Here is a 20,580-nt window from a genome sequence, read left to right as displayed (position 1 = left end):
GGTATAGGTGCGGGGTCGGTCGTACGACGATCGGACGATCCGGCGCGCGGGCCCTCGAAGCCTTGACTAGCGTCGGCCGCACTACGCCCCACACCCCGGAGGTTCGCTGTGCAGCGCTGGATCGTCGTGACCGCCCTCACCACCGCCCTGGTCGGCCTGGCCCCCGCCGCCCAGGCCGTGCCCGCCCGCGACGGAGACCCGTCCGGGACGGTGATCACCCTCGGCGAGGCCAGGATCGACCCCAAGATCCCCAGCCGGGTCCTGGTCGACGCCACCTACCTCTGCTCGGCCGCCGACGAGGCCCGCTCGCTGACCGTCTCGGTCGAGCAGAAGAACCCGGAGGACGCCGCCTCGACCGCCTTCGGCTCCGCCCGCACCGCCGAGGCCGACATCAACTGCGACGGCAACCAGCAGCAGCGCCAGTTCATGGTCCAGTCCAAGACCTCCAACTGGCTCCCCGACGTCGACGCCGTCGTCATCGCCACCGTCTCCAACATCGGCTCCACCCCGTCCGCCGCCGCGGACTCCCGCCGGATGCGACTCGCCGCCAGCTGATGACCCCGACCGTCCGGGCCGCCGCCCTCCTGCTCCTCGGCGCCCTCCTGACCGGCTGCCTCAGCGCCTACGTCGGGGCGGCCCCGGACGAGTCCTCCGTCGTCACCGCCCCGCCGACGGTCGCCTCGACGCCGTCCTCCCCGACACCGTCCTCCCCGACCCCCTTCGCCGGCATCGTGACGATCCGCGACTTCGCCTTCGACCCGGCCGACTTCACCGTCCACCCGGGCGCGGTGGTCACCGTCCGCAACACCGGCACCGTGACCCACACCCTCACCGCCCAGGACCCCACCACCTTCGACACCGGGCCCATCGCCCCCGGCGGCACCGCCTCCTTCATCGCCCCCAGCCAGCCCGGCACGTACCCGTACCTCTGCGGCTACCACCACTTCATGCGCGGGTTGCTGACCGTGGCGTAGCGGCGGATTGCCTCCGCGCTGCCCTCGCCCGGGTCCCCATGGCCGACCCGTCCTGAGGCCGAGATCCGCCCCTGAACAGGGCTGTTTACCTTCACCTGAATGTTCTACAGTTCTGTAGAACTACGTGAACGGTGAGACGGGGGCACAGCATGGACAGGCCGCTTCGACTGCCGCAGCAGGATCGGGCCGACTTCGAGAGTGGGTTGGGCCGGGCGTTGGCCGCGCCGCAGGTTCGTGCTGCCCTGCGGGACAGCGGTGACGAGGCGCGCGGGGTCGAGCGGTTGCGGCGGACGGCGCGGGACAACGCGGCGTACGTGTTGGCGGCCGCGGCGCCGGAGTACGAGCGTTATGCGCTGTTGCGGGCGGATGCCGATGCGGTGGCGCGGTTGCCGATGGAGGAGCCGGCGCGGGGGCGGGCGTCGGGGTGGTGGGGGGTGTTGGGGGTGATCGTGCCGATAGTGGCCGTTGTCGCCGCCGTGGTGTTCCTGTTGCTCGGCTACGTGTTGGGGTTGTCCGAGGATCTTGAGGTGGTGGGGCACGCGCTGGTGGGGGCCGGCTGGGTGGCGGCCGGGGTTGCGGCGGTGTGTCTGGTGGTGGGCGGGTTGGGGCTGTTGGGTTCGGCGGCGCGGGGGAAGGGGGTCGAGGAGGAGGCGACCGGGCTGGGGGAGTTGGTGCGGGCGCGGGCGGCCTGGCGGTCGGCGTTGGCGGAGCGCGGGTTGGTGCCGTTCCTGGTGGCGCAGGCGAATGTGGGGCGTGGGGTCTGAGGGGGGCCTGGAACACCAAGGCGAGGTGGGGGCGGGTAAGGGGGAGTTAAAATCCCTGCCTCCGAGCCGAGTTGGCGCGATGCCCGGTTCGGGGGCGATCGGGCCGGGCGGGGGAAGGGTGGGCGGGCGCTCCGGGGTCGGCCCGGCCGGTCCGTGGGGGAGGGGTGGCACGAAGCGGCGTGATGTGGGGCCCTTGTGTGCGAGGTGCAGTGAAATATCATATGGCGCATTGCACAAGCGGAGCTCAGAGCGTGATCCGTTCCCCGTCCGTTCTCCCACCGCGCAGCGTGCATCACCCTCTTCCCCCCCCACGTCACGAGAGACGGAACCCGACCCGTGTTCAGATTCCGATCCCGATCATCGGAGCGGACCCACCGCGCCCCGAGGACCGCCCTGGTGGCGCTCGCCGCCGCCCTCGCCGGTGCCGCGCTCAGCAGCCCGCTGTCCGCGATGGCCGACTCCCACGCCCAGCAGACGGCCACCGTCGCCGTCCAGCCGGGCACCCCGAAGACCGACAAGGCCCCGCCGAAGTCCGGCCCGCGCCGGGCGATGGCGGCCCGGACCGGCCCGGTGGCCGCCGCCAAGTCCGGTGGTGTCGCCGGGAAGGCGCAGCAGCTGGTGGACGGCGCCGACCCGGGCAGCGGCACCAAGGACGGCGACGGCTCGGTCGCGAACGAGTACGACCTCCAGATGACCTACAAGGGTGGCCAGGAGTCCAGCGGTGTGGTGATCGGTGCGCCCAAGGTGTACCTGGTGCTCTGGGGTTCGCAGTGGGGCAGCGCGTCGACCAACTCGACCGGTGACACCGTGGTGACCGGCGACCCGGACCAGGCCGCCCCGTACCAGCAGGACTTCTTCAAGGGCCTCGGCAGCGCGGGCGACGGCTGGAGCGCCGTGCTGACCCAGTACTGCGAGGGCATCGCCGCCGGTTCCGTGCAGTGCCCGGCCGGGTCCGCGCACGTCCCGTACCCGCAGCCGGGCAGCGTGCTCGCGGGCGTCTGGGTGGACAACGCCGCCCCGGCGCCGCAGGCCGCGACCGAGCCGCAGCTCGGTGCGGAGGCGCTGGCCGCGGCCAAGCACTTCGGCAACCTGACCGAGGCGCAGAACCGCAACGTGCAGTACGTCATCGACTCGCCGCAGGGCACCGACCCGGACAAGTGGAAGGAGCTGGGCTACTGCGCCTGGCACGACTTCCAGCGCTCGCAGTACGGCCAGCTCGCCTACACCAACATGCCGTACCTGACGGACGTGGCCGGCTGCGGCACCAACTGGTTCGGCGAGAACACCCCGCGGGGCCGGCTGGACGGCTACGGGATCATCGGCGGCCACGAGTACGCGGAGACGCTGACCGACCCGAACACCCCGGGCGGCTGGACCGACGCCACCGGCCAGGAGGTCGCCGACAAGTGCGCCTGGATCCCGAAGGGCTCCAACGGCGGGCTGTTCACCGAGGACCTCGCGACGGGTAGCTTCCCGCTGCAGACGCTGTGGTCCAACTCCGATCACCTGTGCATGAGTTCGGACCCGATCGTGGCCAGTCCGCCGGTCTCGGTGAGCACCTTGTGCGACCGGTCGGACAAGGCCGGGCAGCCGCTGTCGATCCCGGCGGTGGGTGCTTCCAGCAGCGGCGCGGCCCTGACCTACAGCGCCAGCGGGCTGCCGCAGGGCCTGGCCATCGACGCCAACAGCGGTGTGATCTCCGGTACTTCGGCTGCGACCAACGGCTACCAGCGGATCAACGTGACGGCGACCGACCCGACCGGCAAGTCGGCGTCCACCGGCTTCTGGGAGAACGTCAGCACCTCCGGCGGTTCCGGTTGCGGCGGCATCGAGCAGCTGATCGACCCCGGCTTCGAGAACGGTTCGGCCGACGTCAACCACACGGTGATGACGGACGCTTGGAGCCCGTCGGGCTACAACATCATCACCCCGTCCAGCCTGCACGCGCCGCACTCCGGCTCCTGGTACGCCTGGCTGGGCCAGAACACCGGCACCGACGACTCCATCACCACCTACCTGAACACCTACCCGGGCTTCGGGCAGGCGACCTTCTCCTTCTGGCTGGACGTGGAGTCGGCCGGCGCCTCCACCAGCTCGCCGGACACCCTGTCGCTGGTGGCGATCAACCAGTACACCGGTCAGCCGATCGGCACGGTGAAGACCTGGACCAGCCAGAACCCGACCAACGGCTACCAGTACCAGTCGGTGGACCTCTCCTCGGTCATCGGCCAGGTCGGCTGGGGGACCACCATCGGCCTCAAGCTGGTCTCCCACGAGACCGGCACCAACCCGACCACGGCGTTCCTGATCGACGACGCCTCGGGCCGCGAGAGCTGATCGGTCGGCGAACCTCCTGACCGCACGTCCCGACGGCACGTCCCGACAGCACCTCCCGACAGCACGCCCCGGCACCGCGAACCCGCGGTGCCGGGGCCGTCGTCGTGCTCGGCCGACCTGCCGGTCCGCCGTTCGGGAGTTCCGTCAGGGCTGGGTCCGGGCGGCGTCGACCAGCAGGTGCACGGTGTCCACGGGCAGGTCGAGCCGGCGGGCGATCCAGGTGGCCGGGCGGCCGGTCCGGGCGAGCATCCAGGCGGAGTACAACTGCCCCAGCTGCGGGGCGTGTTCGGCGAGCAGCAGAGGGCGGACGGTCTCCATCGGGAAGCCTTCGAGCGCCCGGGCGCTGTACTCGCGCCCGTTGGGGCCGGGCGGCGGCAGCGGGAGCGGACGGCGGGCGTCGAGCCAGCGGCTGAACAGCACCGCGCCGACCACCAGCAGGCCGGAGCAGGCCGCGCCGATCAGCAGGCCGCCGATGACCGGGCGGTCCTCCTCCTCGGCGAGGTTCAGGGCGATCTCCTCCAGGACGAGCAGCCCGAGGACGCCGACCAGGACGGCCGTCTCGCGCGGGCGGGGGAGGATCCGGGGCGTCGTCAAGGGGAACCTCTTCCTCGGCGGGGGAGCCGGGGGTCGGGGGCGGGTGCGGCGACTCGCCTTCCGTTTCCGTGCCGGCGACTCACCTTCCGTACAACGGCGGCGGGCGGCCCGGGGTACGCCTGGACGGCCAGGTGGTGACGGTGGTGCGTACCGAATTGACGGAACGTCAAAAACTCAACAACAGGCCGGAGTTCGGGCGGAGGGCCGCAGTGGTGCCGGCTCGGGACTCGGCGGCTCGGGACTCGGCGGTGCGGGGGCGGAAGCGGGTGTCGAGCGGGCGTCGAGCGGGTCGGGGCCCGGACGGTCCGGAGCGGCGCGGTCCACCGGAGCGGTGCGGGCGTCGACGGGTGGGGCTCACCTTCGGAACTGCCGACAGCATAGCCCGGACATGCCAACTTCGACACCCTTGTCGAAGTTGGCATGCGGAGCGGCCAACTCCCCTACCGGCCTTGGATGATCCACCAGGGCGCGGCAGGCGCGCATGGTGCCCGGAACCACTCGTGGGGCATCGGGGCGGGCGGCTTGAATCGCCCTACCGAACGAACGGGACCGAGCGGGGACGGCGGGGCGACATGGATCTGAACACGGTGGCCGAACTGCGGGACGCCCGCCTCGGCGGCGCCTGGCGGCCCGGCGACGCCTGGCTCGGCGGCGGGACGTACCTGTTCTCCGAACCGCAGCCGCACATCCGCCGGCTGATCGACCTCGGCCGGATGGGCTGGCAGCCGCTCACCCGCACCCCGGACGGCGGCCTGGAGATCGCCGCGACCTGCACCGTCGCCCAGCTCTCCCGGTACGGCCGGGAGGAGGCCGACTGGACGGCCGCGCCGCTGGTCGAGCAGTGCTGCCGGGCCTTCCTGGCCTCCTGGAAGATCTGGAACACGGCCACCGTCGGCGGCAACCTGTGCAACGCCCTGCCGGCCGGCCCGATGATCTCGCTCACCGCCGCCCTGGACGGCGTCTGCCTGCTGCGCGCCCCCTCCGGCGAGTACCGCCGCGTCCCGGTGGCGCGCTTCGTCACCGGCGCCGGACGGAAGGACCTGCTCCCCGGCGAACTGCTGCGCTCGATCACCCTGCCGGCCCGCGCCCTGGCCGGCCGGACGGCCTTCCGGCAGGCCTCGCTGTACGGGCTGGGCCGCTCCGCCGCCCTGCTGATCGGCACCCTGGACCCGCTGGACGGCTCACTCACCCTGACCGTCACCGCCGCGACCGTACGCCCGTTCCGGTTCTGGTTCCCGCCCGCCCCGAACGCGGCCGCCGTCGCGGAGGCGCTGCGGGAGGGCATCCGGCCGGAGGAGTACTTCGACGACATCCACGGGCTGCCCGCCTGGCGGCGACACCTGACCTTCCGCTTCGCCGAGCAGATCCGGCAGGAGCTCGGCCCGCAGAACCAGTTGGAGGAGGCAGCGCGATGAGCTTCGCGATGCACGTCAACGGCCGTCCGACCGACGCCGAACCGCGCCCGGGCCAGTGCCTGCGCACCTATCTGCGCGAGCGCGGCTGGTTCGGGGTGAAGAAGGGCTGCGACGCGGGCGACTGCGGCGCCTGCACCGTCCAGGTTGACGGCGCCCCGGTGCACAGCTGCCTCTACCCGGCGGCCCGCGCCGACGGCCGGTCCGTCACCACCGTGGAGGGCCTGGCCGGCCCGGACGGCGAACTGCACCCGATGCAGCAGCGCTTCCTGGACGCCCAGGGCTTCCAGTGCGGCTTCTGCACGGCCGGCTTCCTGATGACCACCACCGCCCTCGACGCCGAGCAACGCGCGGACCTGCCAAGGGCGTTGAAGGGCAACCTGTGCCGCTGCACCGGCTACCGGGCGATCGAGGACGCGATCGCCGGCGTCCGCCACACCGAGGAGCCCGACCCCGGTCACGCGGTCGGCCGCAACCTGGGCGCCCCGGCCGGCCCGCAGGTGGTCACCGGCACCGCCCGCTACACCTTCGACCTCGACGTGCCCGGCCTGCTGCACCTGAAGCTGCTGCGCTCCCCGCACCCGCACGCCCGGATCACGGCGATCGACACCACCGCCGCCCTGCGCGTCCCGGGCGTGCACGCCGTGTTCACCCACCACGACGCGCCCGAGCGGCTGTACTCCTCGGCCCGGCACGAGCACCCCACCGAGGACCCGGACGACACCCGGGTGCTGGACGACGTGGTGCGCTTCGTCGGCCAGCGGGTCGCCGCCGTGGTCGCCGACACCGAGGCCGCCGCCGAGGAGGGCTGCCGGCGGATCGTCGTCGAGTACGAGCAACTCCCGTACGTGCTCGACCCGGAGGAGGCGATGGCCGCCGGCGCGCCGGTGCTGCACCCCAAGGGGCCGGAGTCCCGGATCGCCCGCCCGGAGAACAACGTCTGCGGTGAGGTGCACGGTGAACTCGGCAGCGTGGCCGAGGGGTTCGCCGAGGCGGACCTGGTGTACGAGGAGACCTTCCGCACCCAGCGGGTCCAGCACGCCAGCCTGGAGACCCACGGCTGCGTCGTCCACTTCGAGGAGGACGGACGGCTGGTGGTCCGCTCCAGCACCCAGGTCCCCTTCCTCACCCGGCGCGCCCTGTGCGCCCTGTACGACCTGCCCGAGGAACGGATCCGGGTGGTGGCCGGCCGGGTCGGCGGCGGCTTCGGCGGCAAGCAGGAGATGCTCACCGAGGACATCGCGGTGCTCGCCGCGCTGCGCCTGCGCCGCCCGGTGAAGCTGGAGTTCACCCGGGCCGAGCAGTTCTTCGGCGCCACCACCCGGCACCCGTTCACCATCACCGTCAAGGCGGGCGCGAAGGCCGACGGCACGCTGACCGCGCTGCAGTTCCGGGTGGTGGCGAACACCGGGGCGTACGGCAACCACGGCCCGGCGGTGATGTTCCACAGCGTCGGCGAGTCGATGGGCGTCTACCGGGTGCCGCACAAGAAGGTCGACGCGTACTCGGTGTACACCAACGGCGTCCCGGCCGGCGCCTTCCGCGGCTACGGCCTGGGGCAGGTGACCTTCGCCGTCGAGTCCGCGATGGACGAACTCGCCCGCCGGCTCGGCCTCGACCCGCTGGAGTTCCGGGAGCGCAACGTGATCGGCCCCGGCGAGCCGATGCACAGCCCCGGCGGCGAGGAGGAGGACCTGCACATCGCCAGCTACGGCCTGGACCAGTGCCTCCAGGTGGTGCGCGACGCCCTCGCGGACGACCGCAGCGCCGCCGACGCGCCCGAGGGCTGGCTGGTCGGCCAGGGCTTCGCGATGGCGATGATCGCCACCGGCCCGCCCGGCGGCCACTTCGCCGACGCCACGGTGACCCTGCTGGCGGACGGCACGTACGACCTGGCCGTGGGCACCGCCGAGTTCGGCAACGGCACCACCACCGTGCACCGGCAGATCGCGGCCGGCGCGCTCGACACCACCGTGGACCGGATCACCGTCCGGCAGTCCGACACCGACGTGGTCCGGCACGACACCGGCGCCTTCGGCTCGGCGGGCACCGTGGTCGCGGGCAAGGCGGTGCTGCGGGCCGCCGACGCGCTCGCCGAGCGGCTCACCGCCTTCGCCGCCGAGCACGCCCGCAGCCCGCGCGCCCTGGTGCGGCTCGGCGCGGAGGCGGTGGAGTGCGAGGGGCGGGGCGTCCCGCTGAAGGAGCTGCACGAGGTGGCGCGCGAGCGCGGGGTGGAGCTGTCGGCCGCCGGGCACTGGGGCGGCTCGCCGCGGTCGGTGGCCTTCAACTCGCAGTGGTTCCGGATCGCCGTCGACCCCGACACCGGGGAGATCCGGATCCTGCGCAGCGTCCACGGCGCCGACGCCGGGCGGGTGATGAACCCGATGCAGTGCCGCGGCCAGGTCGAGGGCGGGGTCGCCCAGGCGCTCGGCGCCACCCTGTTCGAACAGGTGCTGCTGGACGAGCGGGGGGAGGTCAGCACCGCGGCCTTCCGCCGCTACCGGCTGCCGGCGTTCGCCGACGTGCCGCGCACCGAGGTGCACTTCAGCACCACCTCGGACGCGATCGGCCCGCTCGGGGCCAAGTCGATGAGCGAGAGCCCGTTCAACCCGGTCGCCCCCGCCTTCGCCAACGCGCTGCGCGACGCCACCGGCATCCGCTTCACCGACCCGCCGTTCCTGCGCGACCGGGTCTGGCAGGCGCTGGCCGAGCGGGGGCGGTGACGGCGGACTCACGGTGACGGCGGAGTCACGGGGACGACGGACTCACGGTGACGGCGTCGCCACGCCGGGTGGGGGAGCCGTCCGGTCCGGCGGTGGTCCACAGTGGTAGGGGAGGCCGGGACCGATGGGACTCACCAGTCACAAGCTGCTGGCGCTGGCGGCACTGCTCGCCGGGTTCACGGTGCTCGGCACGCTCTGGGTCTGGCCCCGGCTGGCGGTCCGCAGCTGGCCCGCGGTGTTCCTGCGGCTCGGCACCGTCCTGGTCACCCAGCTGGCGCTGCTCGGCACGCTCGGGCTGGCCGTCAACGACCACTTCGGCTTCTACAGCAGCTGGTCCGACCTGCTCGGGCACGAGCGCGGCGCCGCCGTCATCCAGGGGGCCGGGGCCACCCCGGGCCGCGCCCCCGGCGCTCCCGCCGCTCCGGGCGGCACCCCGGCCGGGGTGCAGGTGCTCGGCACGGCCGAGATCACCGGCGCGGGCCCGGGCGGCCACGCCCCGGCCCGGGCCGGGCGGCTCGACCGGGTCCGGCTGCCCGGCGCCACCACCGGACTGAGCACCGACGGCTACGTCTACCTGCCGCCGCAGTACTTCCAGCCCGGCTACCAGGGCAAGCGCTTCCCGGCCGTCCTGGTGCTGACCGGCTTCCCCGGCGACGCCGCCAACCTGGTCACCAAGCTGCGCTACCCGGCCACCGAGCTGGCCCTGCTGGGCCGGGGCACCGTGAAGCCGACCGTACTGGTGCTGATGCGGCCCTCGCCGACCATGCCCCGGGACACCGAGTGCGAGGACGTCCCGCACGGCCCGCAGGCGCAGAGCTACTACGCGGTGGACATGCCCGCCGACCTCAGGGCCGGCTACCGGGTGCTCGACGGCCCGCGCAGCCTCGGCGTGATGGGCGACTCCACCGGCGGCTACTGCGCCGTCAAGCTCGGCATGGTGCACCCGGACACCTTCCCGGTGGCGGTCTCGCTCTCCGGCTACTTCAAGGCGGCCGACGACGTGACCACCGGCGACCTCTTCGGCGGCAGCCCGCAGCGCCGGGACGAGGCCGACCTGAACTGGCGGCTGGCCCACCTGCCGGTGCCCGCGCTCGCGGTGCTGCTCGCCGCCAGCAAGGAGGACGGCAGCACCTACGCAGACTCCTCCGCCTTCGCGGCGGCGGCCCGTCCGCCGCTGGTGGTGGCCCAGGCCACGGTCGACCGCGGCGGGCACAACTTCACCACCTGGAACCGGCTGATCCCGCCCTCGCTGGGCTGGCTCGGCGCGCACCTGCCGGACGCCTCATAGCCTGCTCAGCTCCCCGCTCCTCTGCCCGCTCAGCTGCCCGTTCCATCGCCTGCGACGTGGCCCGCTCACGGCCCGATCGCGGCCCGCGACATGGCACCCGCCGCCCCGGCGGGGTGCGCCGGGGCGGCGGGGCGTTCGAAGGGCGCTGCCGGGCCCGCCGGCCTCACCGGGCCAGCAGCGGCAGCGGTGCGCCCGTGCGGGCGGTCAGCTCCAGCCGGGTCAGCAGCGCCGACGGCGAGACCTCGACCACCCGGCAGCCGGCCCGGTGCCGGCAGTACCGGGCGACGGAGGTGCCGCGCAGCCGCTCGAAGCGGCGCGGGGTGGCCGCGCCGAGGACGAGCAGGTCGTCCGGCCCGGTGACGGCGGCGACCAGGGCGGGCCCCGGTTCGGCGTTCACCACCAGCGGGTGGATGACCAGGCCGGACGGGTAGCCGCCGTAGGCCTGCTCGAAGGCGATGTCCAGCCGCCGCCGGGCGGCGTGCTCCAGCTCGGACAGCGGGCGCAGCCCGTCCTTGTCGTGCGTCGTCCAGGCGGCGACCGGCACCAGCACGGCGCCGAGCCGGGCCGCTTCGCCGACGGAGTGGTAGAGGGCGGCCAGACTGCTCAGGGACCCGCTCAGGCCGACGATCACCCGGGTCGTGCCGGCCGTGGTCTCGGCTGTCGTGTCGGTCATGGCCGTTCGCCTCCGTCTCTCCGGCAGCCCACTCCGGTCGAGTTCCGCTTCCGCCGGTTCGGTGCTCCTTGGCTCCTTGCTCCGGATGACTCCAGTGAACCCCGGAACCGTCCGGTCCGTACCGGTGCTGACATCTCCATGACGCGGGTCGCACACATCTTGACGGCCTCCTGACAGCGGCTCGCCGGTCGTGGCCGGCCCGGTCCCGGTCGTGCTCGGCCCGGTCCCGGTCAGCCCAGTCCCGGTACGAACTCGATCAGCAGGTCGATCGCCTTGATGCCGAGGAACGGCAGGATCAGCCCGCCCAGCCCGTACACCCGCAGGTTGCGGCGGAGCAGGTCGGTCGCGGAGGAGGGCTGGTAGCGCACGCCGCGCAGGGCGAGCGGGATCAGCGCGACGATGATCAGCGCGTTGAAGATGATCGCGGAGGCGATCGCGGACTGCGGGCTGTGCAGGCCCATGATGTTGAGGTGGTGCAGTCCGGGGTAGGCGTGGGCGAACATCGCGGGGATGATCGCGAAGAACTTGGCCACGTCGTTGGTGATCGAGAAGGTGGTCAACGCGCCCCGGGTGATGAGGAGTTGCTTGCCGACCCGGACGATGTCGATCAGCTTCGCCGGGTTGGAGTCGAGGTCGACCATGTTGCCGGCCTCCTTGGCGGCCGGGGTGCCGGAGTTCATCGCCACACCGACGTCGGCCTGGGCGAGCGCGGGGGCGTCGTTGGTGCCGTCGCCGGTCATCGCGACCATGTTCCCGGCCGCCTGCTCGCGCTTGAGGTGGGCGAGCTTGTCCTCGGGGGTGGCCTCGGCCAGGAAGTCGTCCACCCCGGCCTCCTCGGCGATCGCCTTGGCGGTCAGCGGGTTGTCGCCGGTGACCATGACGGTGCGGATGCCCATCCGGCGCAGTTCGGCGAAGCGTTCGGCGATGCCCTCCTTGATCACGTCCTTGAGCTCGACCACGCCGAGCGCGCGGGCGCCGTGCCGGTCGTGCACGGCGACCAGCAGCGGGGTGCCGCCGGCCTCGGCGATCCGGTCGACCAGCGGTTTGGCCTCCATCGGGATCCGCCCGCCGGAGTCCACCACCCAGCGGGCGACCGCCGCGGCCGCGCCCTTGCGGATCAGGCAGCCGGTGCCGTCCGGCCAGGTGAGGTCGACGCCGCTCATCCGGCTGAGCGCGGTGAACGGGACCGGCCGCTGCTCGCCGAGTTCGCCGGGCGACCTCGGCGGCACCCAGTACTGACGGTTCGTCAGTTCGACCAGTGAGCGCCCCTCCGGGGTCTCGTCCGCGACGGAGGCCAACTGGGCGGCCTCGGCGAGCTGTTCGACGGTGGCGCCGGGCAGCGGGTGCAGGGCGACGGCCCGGCGGTTGCCGTGGGTGATGGTGCCGGTCTTGTCCAGCAGCAGCACGTCCACGTCGCCGGCGGCCTCGACGGCCCGTCCGGACAGGGCGATCACATTGCGCTGGACCAGCCGGTCCATCCCGGCGATGCCGATCGCGGACAGCAGCGCCCCGATGGTGGTCGGGATCAGCGCGACCATCAGCGCCACCAGCACGATGGTGGTCTGCGGGGCGTGGGCGTAGATCGCCATCGGCTGGAGCGAGACGACGGACAGCAGGAAGACGATGGTGAGCGAGGCCAGCAGGATGTTGAGCGCGATCTCGTTCGGGGTCTTCTGCCGGTTGGCGCCCTCGACCAGGGAGATCATCCGGTCCACGAAGCTCTGCCCGGGGCGCGAGGTGACCCGGACGATCAGATGGTCGGAGAGCACCTTGGTGCCGCCGGTGACGGCGGTGCGGTCGCCGCCGGACTCGCGGATGACCGGCGCGGACTCGCCGGTGATCGCGGACTCGTCCACGCTGGCGACGCCCTCGACCACCTCGCCGTCCTGCGGGATGGCCTCCCCGGCCGGCACCAGCACGATGTCGTGCAGCATCAACTCCTCGGCGGGCAGCACCTCGTGGCGGTGGTCGGGGGTGCCGACCCGCCAGTGCAGCAGCCGTCGGGCCGTCATGCCCGCCTGGGCGCGCCGCAGCGACTCGGCCTGTGCCTTGCCGCGCGCCTCGGCGACGGCCTCGGCGAGGTTGGCGAACAGGACGGTCAGCCACAGCCAGAAGGAGATCACCCAGGCGAAGACGCCCGGGTGCAGCACGGCGCTGATGGTGGTGAGCGCCGAACCGGTCTCGACCACCATCATCACGGGGTTGCGCACCAGGGTGCGCGGGTCGAGTTTGCGGACGGCGGCGGGCAGGGCCTCGGCCAGCTGGCGCCGGGTGATCAGCGTGCGCCGGCCCCGGGTCGAGGACGGCCGGTGGCTCGGGTGGTGGCCCGGGTCGGGCTCGGGGGGCTGCGCGGGACCGGGGCCCGGGCGTCGGAACCAGTCGGTTCGGGGTGCGGTGGCATCCGGTGTGGTGAGGGCCGAACGGCGCATCGTCTCGGGGGACCTTCCGGGCCGCCCCTGGCTCGGCCTCTCGGCGGCGGGGCGACGGACTCGGTGGCGACGGGGACGGGCCACAGCCCACCACCGGTTTCCGGGGCGCCATGCGGGTCTTGACGCGGGCTTGGCGGGCGGCCGCCGATTCTTGACAGCTCCCTGACACTGGGCGGTGAACCGGCTCCGACCTGCACGAACGAACGTTCGCACCGATGGGATGGGAGGCATGTCAGGAAGTCGTCAAGGTACGCCCCCGATGCGTAGGCCGTGCGTCAAGGCCGGGTGCGGTCGGCCCCCGGAGGGTCTCCACTGGTGGGTGAGGTCGCCGGTCCCCGACGGCCCGCCCCACCCGCGCCCGACCCCGAGGAGCCCGCCGTGACCACCGTCACCGCCGTCATCGACATCGACCAGCCGGGCCGGCCCAGCCGTTCGGCCCGGCCGTTGGGACGGCCCGTCCGCCTGGTGCCCGCGACCGCGTACCAGGACCAGCCGGAGCCGCCCGGACAGGCCGAGGTCCAGGACCCGACCGACCGGGCCCGGACCCGCCCGGCGAACTGCCGGTTCGCGATGCACTTCGAGGACTGACCCCGCCGCCACGCCCCGTCCGACCACCCGTAGGAGCATCCGACATGACCCAGCTCTTCGCCCCGCCCGTCCCCTCCGCCCCGGCGGCCGCCCCTGCGTCCGGCCCCGGGACCGCCCCCGCGTCCGCCCCCGCCGACGTGCTCGGCGGCCCCTGGCCGGCCTCGGCGCGGCCCGGCCCGGGCGGCGAGGTGCTGGTCGGCGGAGTGGGCCTGGCGGAGGCGGCCGAGCGGTTCGGCACCCCGCTGTACGTGCTGGACGAGGGCGAGGTGCGCAGCCGCGCCCGGGCCTACCGGCGGGCGCTGCCGCACGCCGAGGTGCTCTACGCGGCCAAGGCCTTCCTGTGCAGCGCGATGGCCGACTGGGTGGCCGAGGAGGGGCTGGGCCTGGACGTCTGCTCGGCCGGGGAGCTGTGGCTGGCGGTCTCGGCCGGCTTCCCGGCCCAGCGGATCCTGCTGCACGGCAACGCCAAGTCCCCGGAGGAGCTGCGGCTGGCGCGGCGCCTGCGGGTCGGCCGGATCGTGATCGACGGCCCGGCGGAGATCGCCCGGCTGGCGGCGCTGGTGGCCGCCGACACCCCGCAGAAGGTGCTGGTCCGGGTGGTGCCCGGGATCGCCGCCGGCCACCACGCGGCGGTGCGGACCGGGGTCGGCGGGCAGAAGTTCGGCTTCCCGATCGAGGGCGGCGACGCGGCCGACGCGATCGCCCGGGTGCTCGACCAGCCCGGGCTCGAACTCGCCGGGCTGCACTGCCACCTGGGCTCGCAGATCACCTCGATCGAGCCCTACCTCCAGGCGGTGGACGCGCTGGTGCGGCTGCTCGCCGAGGTGCGCGAACGGCACGACGTGGAACTGCCCGAGCTCGACCTCGGCGGCGGCCACGGCATCCGCTACCTGCCCGGGGACGAGGAGTTGGACCTGGCCGAGTTCGCGGTCCGGGTCACCGACCGGCTGGCGGTGCGCTGCGCCGAGACCGGGCTGGAGGTGCCGCGGCTGATCGTCGAACCCGGCCGGGCGGTGGCCGGCCCGGCCGCGGTGGCGGTGTACCGGGTGCTGTCGGTCAAGCACACGGCGGACGGCCGCTGCTTCGCCGCCGTGGACGGCGGGATGAGCGACAACCCGCGCCCGGCGCTGTACGGATCGCCGTACAGCGTGCGGCTGGTGGGCCGTCGCTCGGACGCGGGCGCGATGCGGGTGGACGTGGTCGGCCGGCACTGCGAGGCCGGGGACGTCCTGGTCCGGGACGCGGTGCTGCCCGCCGACCTGCGCCCGGGCGACCTGCTGGCGGTGCCCGCGGCCGGTGCGTACCAGCTGTCGATGGCCTCCGGCTACAACCTGGTCGGGCGTCCGGCGGTGGCGGCGGTCAAGGACGGCCGGGCCCGGCTGCTGATCCGGCGGGAGACGGTCGAGGACTTCCGGCTGCGCGAGGTCGGCCGCTGAGGAACGCGGACCGGCGTACGGGCGTGGGGGCGCACGGGCCCGGGAGTAATTCCCGGGCCAGGGGCTGACGTTCCGTCGCACACGACCGTTACATTCTGCCCATGACTCGAATGACTCGTGTGCGCTCCGTGGGGGCCGCCGGCATATCCGCCCTGCTGTTGGCGGCCTGTGGCCCCTCGGGCTCGCGCTCACCCACGCGGGCCGCCGCGACGGCCGGCCGCGGCGGCGCGGCCTCAACGGTCCGTCGCCCACCGGATTCCCGTGCGTCCGCCCCTCGGCGTCCGTCGGCTGCTGCGACAGGAGCCGTTCGCCTGAGCACAGTTGGGTGGGAGGTCGGCCGGGCCGACCTCCCACCCAACTCTTGTCATCCGGTGGCGGCCGGACAGCCCGCGTCGGCGATCACGTAGTAGCCGGGGGAGGTCTCCTCCAGGGTGTGGGTGGTGAAGACGTTCCACAGGCCCATGTTCTGGTCCGAGCCGTCGGCGTACGTGTAGCCGCCGCTCTGGTGGGCGCGGCCGGCCGCGGTCTGCTGGTAGTTGTTCGCGGTGTAGCAGCTCGGGGCGGCGCCGGTCGTGGTGGCGTCGACCACGGCCGAGCGGGCGCCCTCGGTGCCGGAGGAGTCGACGGCGGCGACGGTGTAGCCGTACGAGGTGCCGGCGGCCAGGCCGGTGTCGGTGTAGGCGGTTCCGGTCACGGCGGCGGAGTCGACCCGCACGCCGTTGCGGTAGACGTCGTAGGAGACCGCGCCGGCGACGGCGGTCCAGGAGAGCGAGACCGAGCCGGCCGTGGTGCCGGTGACGGCGAGTCCGGCCGGGGCCGGGAGCCCGCCGCCGGTGACGGGGGCGGCGAGGCCCCAGAACTGGGCGGTGTAGTAGCTGGAGCAGATGGTGTCGAGGAAGTACGCGCCGGTGGTGCCGCACTGGTCGGGGCCGGAGCCGGGGTGGACCGCGAGGCCGTGGCCCATGCCGGAGACGGAGTACAGCTCGACGGCCGGGGCGCCGGTGGCGTCGTCGTACGTGGTCAGGGTGGTGCCGCCGGGCAGGCTCTGGGAGCCGGACGGGGTCTGTCCGATGCCCCGGGCGTCGGTCCACTGGTCGCGCAGCTCGGTGCCGTTGACCGCTTGGACGGTGTAGTCGGCGGTGCCCTGCCAGATCGCCACCCGCGGCCACGGACCGGCGTACCCGGGGTCGGAGTTGCGGACCTTGTCGCCCCACTGGGCCGGGGTGAGGTTCTGGCTGCCGCTCTGGCAGCCGGAGGCGGCGCCCTGGGTGGTGGCGCACTGGGCGGGCAGGCCGGAGTCGACGGCGCCGCCGGCGAAGACGTCGGGGTAGTCGGCCAGCAGGTCAGCGGCCAGGCCGCCGCCCGCGGACAGGCCGGTGACGAACACCCGGTGCGGGTCGGAGCCGTAGAGCGCCTCCGCCTTCTCCACCATCTGCACGACGGACGCGGCCTCGCCGTTGCCTCGGGTGTCCTTGCCGGAGTCGAACCAACTGAAGCAGGACAGCGGGTTGTTGGCCGAGCTCGTCTGCGGGAGGACCACGGCGAAGCGGTAGGCGTCCGCGAACTTGGGCCAGCCGGAGCCGCCGTAGTAGTCGCTCGCGGTCTGGGTGCAGCCGTGCAGGGCGACCACCAGCGGCGCTCCGGCGGGCAGGCCGGCCGGCAGGTAGCTGTACATCGCGAGGTTGCCGGGGTTCGAGCCGAAGCCGGTCACCTGCTGGAAGGTCCCGCTGTCGGCGGCTGCGGGAGCGGCGGCGGGACTGGCTGCGGCGGGAGTGGCGGCGGTGGCGAGGCCGAGGACGGCGACGACGGCGAGGAGGAGGGCGAGTACGCGTGTGCGCACGGGTTCGGGCATGGCGGGGCTCCCAGGGCGAGATCGGTGCCGTGAAGCATGGGCGCGGGTGACGGCGGTGGACATGGCACGGACCCTCACGCCGCCCCACCCCACCGTGTGGCCCGCCCCCATCGTCAACCAGCTCCGGGTGACGGGTGACGGGTGACGGGTGGTCGGGGCCGGTAACGGAACGGTTGCGGTGGTCGGGATCGGTGGGCGCGGGGCTTGACGGGGTGGGGAGTGCGGGCGTTTGCTGTGTCCCGCTCGTGCGAATGTGTTTGGTTCTGGTTTGTTTTGTGGTTTTGAACGTTCAAACCCGTGCTCAGGCCCGCCCGCGACCGTCGAGCAGACCCCCACCTCGTGCTCGTCCCTGCCCAGCGCCACCCCACCGGGAGGAATGCAATGTCACACCTTTCCCGTCGCGATCTGCTCCGCGCCTCCGGAGCCGGCCTGCTCGCCCTCGCGGCCGGCGGCAGCCTCGCGGCCTGCGGCGGCTCCGGATCGGGCGGCGGCTCCGGCGGGGACGCCGACACCGGGACGATCACCGTGTGGTCCTGGGCCACGGCCGCCGCCGCGCTGCGCGCCGTCGTCCCGGCCTTCGAGAAGGACAACCCGGGCATCAAGGTGGACGTCCAGGACATCGGCAACCCCGCCATCTGGGACAAGATCACCGTCGGCCTGGCGGCCGGCGGCCAGGGCCTCGGCGACGTCCTGCACATCGGCTGCGACTACCTGCCCGGCTACCTGGAGAAGTTCCCCGGCGGCCTCGCCGACCTCTCCGCCTTCGGCGCCGACGCCCACAAGGACAAGTTCGCCAAGGGCCTGTGGCCGGTCGTCACCGGCAAGGACGGCCACGTCTACGCGCTGCCCTGGGAGGTCAACCCGCTCGGCTTCTTCTACCGCAAGGACTACTTCGACAAGGCCGGCCTCGACCCCACCACCTTCGCCACCTGGGACGACCTGATCGCCACCGCCGACCGCTTCAAGGCCGCCAACCCCGGCATCTCGCTGATCGGCATCAACAAGGCCGCCAACCCCGACCCCGACCTGGACTTCGTGCAGAACCTGATGCAGCTCCAGGGCGCCTTCTACTTCGACCTCCAGAACCGGATCACCCTCGGCTCCGAGCCCGCCGTCCGCGCCATGACCATCCTCAAGCACCTGGACGACGCCGGACTGGTCGCCGACGCCCCGGGCAGCCAGGGCTGGGCCACCCTGATGAAGGCCGGCAAGCTCGCCGTCGCCCCGATGCCCGCCTGGGCGGCCCACTACCTGGAGGCCAAGTTCCCCGACCAGCGCGGCGAGTGGCGCCTCGCCAAGCCGCCGGCCGTCACCCCCGGGGGCCGGCGCACCGCCCTGGTGAACTCCACCCACCTCACGGTCTCCGCCTCCAGCCCGCGCCGCCGCGCCGCCTGGAAGTTCGTCGAGTACGCGCTCACCCGCCCCGCCTCGGTGAACGCCATGTTCAACGGCGGCGGCGTCTTCCCCGCGCTGCTCGACGCCTACTCCGACCCGATGTACGCCGAGCCCAGCGACTACTACGGCGGCCAGTCCCCGCTGAAGACCTTCGCCGAACTGGCCACCGACGGCGGCGACCCGACCAACTTCTCCAGCGACTACGCCCGCGCCCTCAAGCTCGCCGGCGACGCCCAGACCAAGGTCTTCCTCAAGGGCGGCGACCCCGCCACCGTCCTCCAGGACGCCGCCAAGCAGCTCGCCCAGCAGAGCGGACGCACCATCGCATGACCGCCACCGCCCCGCCCCCCGTCCTCACCGGGCCGGCCCGCCCCGCCGGACGCGCCGAGCGCGCCCACCGCCGGGCCCGGCTGCGCCGCACCGCCCTGCCGTACCTGCTGCTCGCCCCGGCCCTGATCACCTTCGGGGTGTTCAAGGCCTACCCGATCGTCGAGTCGCTGCTGCTCTCCTTCAGCACCGGCTCCGGCACCGCCACCCGCGCCGCCGGCCTCGCCAACTACCGCCGCCTGCTGGACGATCCGCTGTTCTGGACGGCGCTGCGCAACACCGGCGAGATCCTCGTCGTGCAGGTCCCGCTGATGCTCGGCCTGGCGCTGCTGATGGCCGTCGGCATCAACTCCGTGCTGGTGCGCTGGCGGGCGGTCTGGCGGCTGGGCGTCTTCATGCCCGCCGTCACCGGCCTGGTCGCCACCGGCGTGATCTTCGCCTTCCTGCTCAAGCGCGACGACGGCGCCGTCAACTGGCTGCTGAACGCCGTCGGCCTGCCCACCGTCGACTGGCTGGGGCAGCCGTTCTGGGCCCGGATGTCCGTCGTCCTGGTGCTGACCTGGCACTACACCGGCTACAACGCCGTCATCTACCTGGCCGGCCTGCAGTCCATCCCCAAGGAGCTGTACGAGGCCGCGATGGTCGACGGCGCCGGACCGGTCCGCCGCTTCACCGCCGTCACCGTCCCCGCGCTGCGCCCGGTGCTGCTGTTCACCGTCGTGCTCTCCACCATCGGCACCCTCCAACTCTTCGACGAGCCGTACGTGTTGACCGGCGGCGGCCCGGACAACGCCACCCTGACCGTCTCCATGTACCTGTACCAGAACGGCTTCCGCTACTTCGACTTCGGCTACGCCTCCGCCATCGCCTACGCGCTCACCCTGCTGGTGGCCGTGCTCGGCGCGGTCCAGATGCGTCTGATGGGGGAGAAGGACCGATGAACCGACAAGGACCCGGGCGGCTGAGGAAGCTCCGCGGCTGGCCGCTCACCTTCCTCCTGGCCGGCCTCACCGGCCTCTCGATCGCCCCCTTCTACTGGCTGCTGATCTCCATCACCCGCAAGGACACCGAGATCTTCGACTGGCCGCCGCACCTGCTGCCCGGCGGCGGCCTCGGCGAGAACCTGCACCGGCTGGACCAGCGGATCGGGCTGCTGCGGGTGCTCGGCAACTCCCTGCTGGTGGCCGGGATCCAGACCGCCGGCGCCCTGGTCGTCGCGCTGCTGGCCGGCTACGCCTTCGCCAAGTTCCGCTTCCGCGGCCGCACCCTGCTGTTCGCGCTGCTGCTCTCCACCCTCGTGGTGCCCGAACAGGTCATGCTGGTACCGCTGTTCAAGATGATGATGAGCTTCGGTCTGCTCGACTCCTACCAGGCGATCATCCTGCCCGGCCTGTGCGTGCCCTTCGCGATCTTCCTGATGCGCCAGTCGCTGAGCAGTCTGCCCGACGAACTCCTGGACGCCGCACGGGTGGACGGCGCGGGCGAGTTCCGGGTGCTGTGGAGCGTCGTCGTCCCGGTGATGCGGCCGGTGCTCGCCGCGCTCTCGATCTTCCTCTTCCTGGGCTCCTGGAACCAGTTCGTCTGGCCGCTGATCGCCCTGCGCAGCCCGGACATGCACACCCTCCCGGTCGCCCTGGCGACCCTGTACGGCAACCAGGCCACCACCGACTACGGCGCGATCCTCTCCGGCACCGCGCTGTCCACCCTGCCGCTGATGGTCCTCTTCCTGGTCCTCCAACGGCAGTTCATCTCCGGCCTGTTGGCCGGCGCCACGAAAGGCTGAGCCGC

At 73.1% G+C, this 20,580-nt stretch carries 16 protein-coding genes; 12 read left to right on the top strand and 4 right to left on the bottom strand.

Annotation, left to right across the window (positions count from 1 at the left end):
- The first annotated feature begins 108 nt into the window (after positions 1–108).
- The 4 genes from ABTZ03_RS18125 (at position 109) to ABTZ03_RS18110 (ending at position 4,075) form a co-directional block, all read left to right on the top strand.
- Positions 109–555, top strand: coding sequence for a hypothetical protein (locus ABTZ03_RS18125; protein ID WP_350513975.1), 447 nt, complete (start codon positions 109–111; stop codon positions 553–555).
- Positions 555–974, top strand: a complete 420-nt coding sequence (locus tag ABTZ03_RS18120; protein WP_350513974.1) for a cupredoxin domain-containing protein — start codon at positions 555–557, stop codon at positions 972–974. Before ABTZ03_RS18125 ends, ABTZ03_RS18120 begins: the two co-directional genes overlap by 1 nt.
- Positions 975–1,123: 149 nt before the next feature.
- Complete coding sequence (locus tag ABTZ03_RS18115; RefSeq protein ID WP_350513973.1) at positions 1,124–1,738, top strand: hypothetical protein; 615 nt, start codon at positions 1,124–1,126, stop codon at positions 1,736–1,738.
- A gap of 336 nt (positions 1,739–2,074) precedes the next feature.
- Positions 2,075–4,075, top strand: coding sequence for an Ig domain-containing protein (locus ABTZ03_RS18110; protein ID WP_350513972.1), 2,001 nt, complete (start codon positions 2,075–2,077; stop codon positions 4,073–4,075).
- A 144-nt stretch (positions 4,076–4,219) separates the two neighbouring features.
- Here the strand turns inward: ABTZ03_RS18110 and ABTZ03_RS18105 are convergent, their stop codons facing one another.
- On the bottom strand, positions 4,220–4,669 hold the full coding sequence (locus ABTZ03_RS18105) for a hypothetical protein (protein WP_350513971.1): 450 nt from the start codon (positions 4,667–4,669) through the stop codon (positions 4,220–4,222).
- Between the two features lie 572 nt (positions 4,670–5,241).
- Between ABTZ03_RS18105 and ABTZ03_RS18100 the strand changes: the two genes are divergently transcribed.
- The 3 genes from ABTZ03_RS18100 (at position 5,242) to ABTZ03_RS18090 (ending at position 10,092) form a co-directional block, all read left to right on the top strand.
- Positions 5,242–6,084, top strand: coding sequence for an FAD binding domain-containing protein (locus ABTZ03_RS18100; protein WP_350513970.1), 843 nt, complete (start codon positions 5,242–5,244; stop codon positions 6,082–6,084).
- Positions 6,081–8,804, top strand: coding sequence for a molybdopterin-dependent oxidoreductase (locus ABTZ03_RS18095; protein WP_350513969.1), 2,724 nt, complete (start codon positions 6,081–6,083; stop codon positions 8,802–8,804). Before ABTZ03_RS18100 ends, ABTZ03_RS18095 begins: the two co-directional genes overlap by 4 nt.
- Positions 8,805–8,928: 124 nt before the next feature.
- Positions 8,929–10,092: an alpha/beta hydrolase gene (locus ABTZ03_RS18090; protein ID WP_350513968.1), complete on the top strand. Its 1,164-nt coding sequence runs from the start codon at positions 8,929–8,931 to the stop codon at positions 10,090–10,092.
- A gap of 163 nt (positions 10,093–10,255) precedes the next feature.
- Here ABTZ03_RS18090 and ABTZ03_RS18085 read toward each other — a convergent pair whose 3' ends face one another.
- Together ABTZ03_RS18085 and kdpB are read right to left on the bottom strand one after the other, a co-directional pair.
- A complete protein-coding gene (locus tag ABTZ03_RS18085; protein WP_350513967.1) occupies positions 10,256–10,765 on the bottom strand; it encodes a universal stress protein in 510 nt (169 codons plus the stop codon).
- 230 nt (positions 10,766–10,995) lie between these two features.
- On the bottom strand, positions 10,996–13,194 hold the full coding sequence (gene kdpB / locus ABTZ03_RS18080; protein WP_350513966.1) for a potassium-transporting ATPase subunit KdpB: 2,199 nt from the start codon (positions 13,192–13,194) through the stop codon (positions 10,996–10,998).
- Between the two features lie 378 nt (positions 13,195–13,572).
- On the opposite strand from kdpB, the gene ABTZ03_RS18075 reads away from it, so the two are divergent.
- Positions 13,573–13,782 (top strand): hypothetical protein, encoded by a 210-nt coding sequence (locus ABTZ03_RS18075; protein WP_350513965.1) that lies wholly within the window; start codon positions 13,573–13,575, stop codon positions 13,780–13,782.
- A gap of 44 nt (positions 13,783–13,826) precedes the next feature.
- Entirely contained in the window at positions 13,827–15,218 is a 1,392-nt protein-coding gene (gene lysA, locus ABTZ03_RS18070) for a diaminopimelate decarboxylase (RefSeq protein ID WP_350513964.1), read from the top strand.
- 364 nt (positions 15,219–15,582) lie between these two features.
- On the opposite strand, the gene ABTZ03_RS18065 is transcribed toward lysA, so the two are convergent.
- Entirely contained in the window at positions 15,583–17,070 is a 1,488-nt protein-coding gene (locus tag ABTZ03_RS18065) for an extracellular catalytic domain type 1 short-chain-length polyhydroxyalkanoate depolymerase (protein WP_350513963.1), read from the bottom strand.
- 381 nt (positions 17,071–17,451) lie between these two features.
- On the opposite strand from ABTZ03_RS18065, the gene ABTZ03_RS18060 reads away from it, so the two are divergent.
- The 3 genes from ABTZ03_RS18060 to ABTZ03_RS18050 are packed head-to-tail and all read left to right on the top strand — an operon-like array spanning position 17,452 to position 20,575.
- A complete protein-coding gene (locus ABTZ03_RS18060) occupies positions 17,452–18,795 on the top strand; it encodes an ABC transporter substrate-binding protein (RefSeq protein ID WP_350513962.1) in 1,344 nt (447 codons plus the stop codon).
- Positions 18,792–19,733, top strand: a complete 942-nt coding sequence (locus tag ABTZ03_RS18055; protein WP_350513961.1) for a carbohydrate ABC transporter permease — start codon at positions 18,792–18,794, stop codon at positions 19,731–19,733. Before ABTZ03_RS18060 ends, ABTZ03_RS18055 begins: the two co-directional genes overlap by 4 nt.
- The gene (locus tag ABTZ03_RS18050; protein ID WP_350513960.1) at positions 19,730–20,575 is read left to right on the top strand and encodes a carbohydrate ABC transporter permease; all 846 of its coding nucleotides are present in this window, start codon (positions 19,730–19,732) and stop codon (positions 20,573–20,575) included. Before ABTZ03_RS18055 ends, ABTZ03_RS18050 begins: the two co-directional genes overlap by 4 nt.
- Positions 20,576–20,580 lie beyond the last annotated feature (5 nt).

Origin of the sequence: Kitasatospora sp. NPDC096077 (assembly GCF_040303245.1) — a bacterium.
Lineage (GTDB): Bacteria > Actinomycetota > Actinomycetes > Streptomycetales > Streptomycetaceae > Kitasatospora.
This window is presented reverse-complemented; position numbering and strand designations above follow the sequence as displayed.

Bases quoted from the DNA above. Each gene is read 5' to 3' on its own strand.
- ABTZ03_RS18120 (WP_350513974.1), top strand. From the start codon at position 555: ATGACCCCGACCGTCCGGGCCGCCGCCCTCCTGCTCCTCGGCGCCCTC.
- ABTZ03_RS18115 (WP_350513973.1), top strand. From the start codon at position 1,124: ATGGACAGGCCGCTTCGACTGCCGCAGCAGGATCGGGCCGACTTCGAG.
- ABTZ03_RS18100 (WP_350513970.1), top strand. From the start codon at position 5,242: ATGGATCTGAACACGGTGGCCGAACTGCGGGACGCCCGCCTCGGCGGC.
- ABTZ03_RS18095 (WP_350513969.1), top strand. From the start codon at position 6,081: ATGAGCTTCGCGATGCACGTCAACGGCCGTCCGACCGACGCCGAACCG.
- ABTZ03_RS18090 (WP_350513968.1), top strand. From the start codon at position 8,929: ATGGGACTCACCAGTCACAAGCTGCTGGCGCTGGCGGCACTGCTCGCC.
- ABTZ03_RS18085 (WP_350513967.1), bottom strand. From the start codon at position 10,765: ATGACCGACACGACAGCCGAGACCACGGCCGGCACGACCCGGGTGATC.
- kdpB (WP_350513966.1), bottom strand. From the start codon at position 13,194: ATGCGCCGTTCGGCCCTCACCACACCGGATGCCACCGCACCCCGAACC.
- lysA (WP_350513964.1), top strand. From the start codon at position 13,827: ATGACCCAGCTCTTCGCCCCGCCCGTCCCCTCCGCCCCGGCGGCCGCC.
- ABTZ03_RS18065 (WP_350513963.1), bottom strand. From the start codon at position 17,070: ATGCCCGAACCCGTGCGCACACGCGTACTCGCCCTCCTCCTCGCCGTC.
- ABTZ03_RS18060 (WP_350513962.1), top strand. From the start codon at position 17,452: ATGTCACACCTTTCCCGTCGCGATCTGCTCCGCGCCTCCGGAGCCGGC.
- ABTZ03_RS18055 (WP_350513961.1), top strand. From the start codon at position 18,792: ATGACCGCCACCGCCCCGCCCCCCGTCCTCACCGGGCCGGCCCGCCCC.
- ABTZ03_RS18050 (WP_350513960.1), top strand. From the start codon at position 19,730: ATGAACCGACAAGGACCCGGGCGGCTGAGGAAGCTCCGCGGCTGGCCG.